Origin of the sequence: Streptomyces sp. NPDC026672 (assembly GCF_040638185.1) — a bacterium.
GTDB lineage: Bacteria > Actinomycetota > Actinomycetes > Streptomycetales > Streptomycetaceae > Streptomyces.
The window spans coordinates 1-1,294 of sequence record NZ_JBEZXS010000112.1; the positions used below are offsets into that span (position 1 = coordinate 1).

General features: G+C 67.8%; 2 protein-coding genes. Both read left to right on the top strand.

The features are described from left to right. Positions 1-396 (top strand): alpha-glucosidase C-terminal domain-containing protein (locus tag AB0F77_RS43005; protein ID WP_361960236.1); only part of this gene is annotated, 396 nt, incomplete at its 5' end. A gap of 38 nt (positions 397-434) precedes the next feature. Continuing rightward, positions 435-1,294: alpha-amylase family glycosyl hydrolase (locus AB0F77_RS43010; RefSeq protein ID WP_361960239.1), on the top strand; the 860-nt coding region annotated here is incomplete at its 3' end.

The following is a 1,294-nucleotide window of genomic DNA, read 5'->3' on the forward strand; positions in this document are numbered from 1 at the left end:
GAGAAGTACCAGCTCAAACCCCGCGACTGGGACACCGCCGCACGCGAGGGCCACACCATCGCCCCCCTCATCACCCGCCTCAACACCATCAGGCGCCGGCACCCCGCGCTGCGCCGGCTGCGGAACCTGCACTTCCACACCACGGACAACGAGTCCGTGATCGCGTACAGCAAGCGAACGGGTGACGACACGGTCCTGGTGGTCGTCAACCTCGATCCGCACCACACCCAGGAGGCCACGGTCTCGTTGGACATGCCACAACTCGGCCTGGACCGGCGCGCCGCCCTGTCCCTGCACGACGAACTGACGGGCGAGACCTACCGGTGGGGCAGCAGCACCGGCTATGTGCGGCTGGAGCCCGGCCGGGCGCCCGCGCACGTGCTCCACGTCCAGTGACCGTCCGACTCACCGCACCCCGGAGGACCCGCAGCCCCATGACTGTCAACGAGCCCGTCCACGACACCTTCGAGGACACGCCCGCGAGGGACCGCGATCCCGAGTGGTTCAAACGTGCCGTCTTCTACGAGGTCCTGGTCCGTTCCTTCCAGGACAGCGACGGCGACGGCGTGGGCGACCTCAAGGGTCTCACCGCGAGGCTGGACTACCTCCAGTGGCTCGGGGTCGACTGCCTGTGGCTGCCGCCCTTCTTCAAGTCGCCCTTGCGGGACGGGGGTTACGACGTCTCGGACTACACGGCGGTGCTGCCGGAGTTCGGTGACCTGGCCGACTTCGTGGAGTTCGTCGACGCCGCCCACCAACGCGGCATGCGCGTCATCATCGACTTCGTCATGAACCACACCAGCGACCAGCACCCGTGGTTCCAGGAGTCCCGCAAGGACCCCGACGGCCCGTACGGCGACTACTACATGTGGGGCGACGACGACAAGCGCTACGCCGACGCGCGGATCATCTTCGTGGACACCGAGGCGTCCAACTGGACCTACGACCCGGTCCGCGGGCAGTACTACTTCCACCGCTTCTTCTCCCACCAGCCGGACCTCAACTACGAGAACCCGGCGGTGCAGGAGGAGATCCTGGCGGCCCTGCGCTTCTGGCTGGACCTCGGCATCGACGGCTTCCGGCTGGACGCCGTGCCCTACCTCTACGCGGCCGAGGGCACCAACTGCGAGAACCTGCCCGCCACGCACGAGTTCCTGCGGCGCGTCCGGCGCGAGATCGACGCGATGTACCCGGACACCGTGCTGCTGGCGGAGGCGAACCAGTGGCCCGAGGACGTCGTCGACTACTTCGGCGACTACCAGAGCGGCGGCGACGAATGCCACATGGCCTTCCA